Below are 2467 nucleotides of genomic sequence, written 5' to 3' on the forward strand. Positions count from 1 at the left end.
GTAAGCGTTAAACCTAACACACATTTTCAACATTTAAATTTTATGCGACAATAAACAAAAACATTAAGGAGCTTGTCGCTATGAAAAATGAATCCCTAAGACAATTATGGTCTGATCGCATTACTGAATGGAAATCCAGTGGCCTTACAGCATCCGCATGGTCAATTCAAAACGATTTAAATGTACACACTTTAAAATACTGGATCCAGAAATTCAATAAAGAAAAGCTAAGTGTACCAAAAACAAATTGGGTTACTCTTGAGTCACCAAAAGAAAAAGATAAATGTTCAACCTCACCTGTGTATATAAAAATCCACATTGGAAAAGCACTTATAGAGGTTCCAACGGCAGTAAGTTCAGAAACGCTCAGATGTATATTTGAGTCACTTGATCGCTAATGTTAGGAAATTCAAAAGTAGATCATGTTCACCTTGCACTTGGAGTAACAGATCTAAGAAAATCGATTGATGGTCTTGCCTTAATCATTCAAGAAAGTTTTAAATTAGATCCTTTTTCAAGAAGTTTGTTTGTCTTTTGTAATCGAAAACGCGATAAAATAAAAATACTGGAATGGGAATACAATGGTTTTTGGCTTCACTATAAACGCCTTGAAAAAGACACTTTTAAATGGCCTGATCAAATACAAGGTAAATCCCTTTCTATTTCTGAACGAGAACTACGTTGGCTGCTTGATGGATTAACAATCCACGAAAAACAAGGTCATAAGGAAGTTTTAGAGCGTCTGATCATTTGAAAAAACTTTTGGAAAATGTTTGTTTTCAAGCATTTAATGCTTTTTTTGTTCAGTCAAAAATGGTATAATAAAATCATGAAAAACATTGAAAAAACAACGGTCCCACAACTAAAAAACGATCAAAATGCCATTGAGGCATTACAGAATAAATGCGCTCAGCTTGAACAAGAAAAAGAGGAACTTGCTGCAAAAGTCGCATGGTACGAAGAGCAAATTCGAAAAGGTGCTGCTCAAAAATATGGTGCATCTAGTGAGAAAACGCCTGCAGAACAACTTTCTATGTTCAATGAAGCTGAAAAAGGACAAAGAGCAAATTTAGATGAACCTAATCTTGAAGAAATCACTTATAAGAGAAGTAAATCTAAAAACAAAACTAACGAAGCGTGGGATGACCTCCCAGTTGAAGTTATTGAATACTATTTGCCTGACTCAGAAAAAAATTGTCCCGTATGTGATGAGCCACTTCATCCTATGAAAAAAGAAATACGTAAAGAACTTAAAATAGTGCCTGCTAAAATAAGCGTTGTTCATCATATACGCTATGTTTATGCGTGTCGATCTTGCGAAAAAAATGAAGAGACAACACCAATCGTTAGAGCCAAAATGCCTAATCCTATAATAAAAGGAAGTTTTGCATCTCCTTCTTTAATCGCTTTCATCATGAATCGAAAATATAATGAATCACTGCCTCTTTATAGACAAGAACAACAGTTTATGAATTTCGGCCTGGATATTTCAAGACAAAATTTATCGAACTGGACCATCAAAGGCGCTGACTTTCTTAAAATAATCTATAGCAGACTTCATGAGCACTTGTTAGATGAACGCTTTATTCATGCAGATGAAACAACAGTTCAAGTTCTTGATGAAAAAGGTAAATCTGCTACAAGCAAGTCATACATGTGGTTATACGCCACTGGGAAATATTCAAGACCAATATTTCTTTATGAATATCAAGCTTCTAGGTCTGGAAAACATCCTAAAGCTTTCCTTAAAGGATTTAAGGGTCATATTCAGACGGATGGATTCGCTGGATATAACGATGTAGATGACGTCTCTATTATGGGATGCTTCGCACATGCAAGGCGAGGATTTGTAGATGCCCTAAAAGCACTTCCTATAGATGCAGATACATCTAAATCAATTGCTATGGAAGGTAGAGAATACTGCAATAAACTTTTCTTAATTGAAAGACAATTTGTAGATTTAACAGCATCTGAACGTTATTTAAAACGTCTAGAACTCAGTAAACCGGTTCTTGATGCTTTCTTAGCGTGGCTTGAAGAATATAAACCGAAGGTATTGCCAAAATCAAACTTAGGTAAAGCCATAAATTATTGTTTGAACCAATGGTCAAAACTCATAACATTCCTTGAAAATGGAGAGATAGAACTGAGCAATAATAGAGCCGAGAGAGCTATTAAACCATTCGTAATCGGACGGAAAAACTGGCTTTTCAGCAAGACGCCACATGGTGCACAGTCTAGTGCAATCATTTATAGCGTTATTGAAACCGCTAAAGCGAGCCATCTAAATCCATTCTATTATCTAGAGTATTTATTTGAGACCTTGCCCAATATCGATATCAATGATCCTATTAAAGTTGATCAATTATTACCATGGTCTGATCAATTGCCTGAGTATTGCAGGATTCCTAAAAAAGACTAATTTGTACGCTCATATCTGTCAAGGTGTGGGCGTTTTGACGCTTAC

At 35.4% G+C, this 2467-nt stretch carries 3 protein-coding genes; all 3 read left to right on the plus strand.

Annotated elements, in window-relative coordinates:
- The first annotated feature begins 80 nt into the window (after nucleotides 1–80).
- The 3 genes from tnpA to tnpC all read left to right on the plus strand — a co-directional run bounded on the left by tnpA (nucleotide 81) and on the right by tnpC (nucleotide 2422).
- Nucleotides 81–398 (plus strand): IS66 family insertion sequence element accessory protein TnpA, encoded by a 318-nt coding sequence (gene tnpA, locus ISU02_RS23665; protein WP_194704341.1) that lies wholly within the window; start codon nucleotides 81–83, stop codon nucleotides 396–398.
- The gene (gene tnpB / locus ISU02_RS23670; protein ID WP_194704342.1) at nucleotides 398–754 is read left to right on the plus strand and encodes an IS66 family insertion sequence element accessory protein TnpB; all 357 of its coding nucleotides are present in this window, start codon (nucleotides 398–400) and stop codon (nucleotides 752–754) included. The genes tnpA and tnpB overlap by 1 nt, the downstream gene beginning before the upstream one ends.
- A 75-nt stretch (nucleotides 755–829) precedes the next feature.
- Nucleotides 830–2422 (plus strand): IS66 family transposase, encoded by a 1593-nt coding sequence (gene tnpC, locus ISU02_RS23675; RefSeq protein WP_194704343.1) that lies wholly within the window; start codon nucleotides 830–832, stop codon nucleotides 2420–2422.
- Nucleotides 2423–2467 lie beyond the last annotated feature (45 nt).

It is taken from the genome of Fusibacter ferrireducens (assembly GCF_015352425.1).
GTDB classification, from domain to species: Bacteria; Bacillota; Clostridia; order Peptostreptococcales; family Acidaminobacteraceae; genus Fusibacter_A; species Fusibacter_A ferrireducens.

Excerpts from the sequence above, each read along its gene's own strand:
- tnpA (WP_194704341.1), top strand. The coding sequence starts at position 81 with ATGAAAAATGAATCCCTAAGACAATTATGGTCTGATCGCATTACTGAA.
- tnpB (WP_194704342.1), top strand. The coding sequence starts at position 398 with ATGTTAGGAAATTCAAAAGTAGATCATGTTCACCTTGCACTTGGAGTA.
- tnpC (WP_194704343.1), top strand. The coding sequence starts at position 830 with ATGAAAAACATTGAAAAAACAACGGTCCCACAACTAAAAAACGATCAA.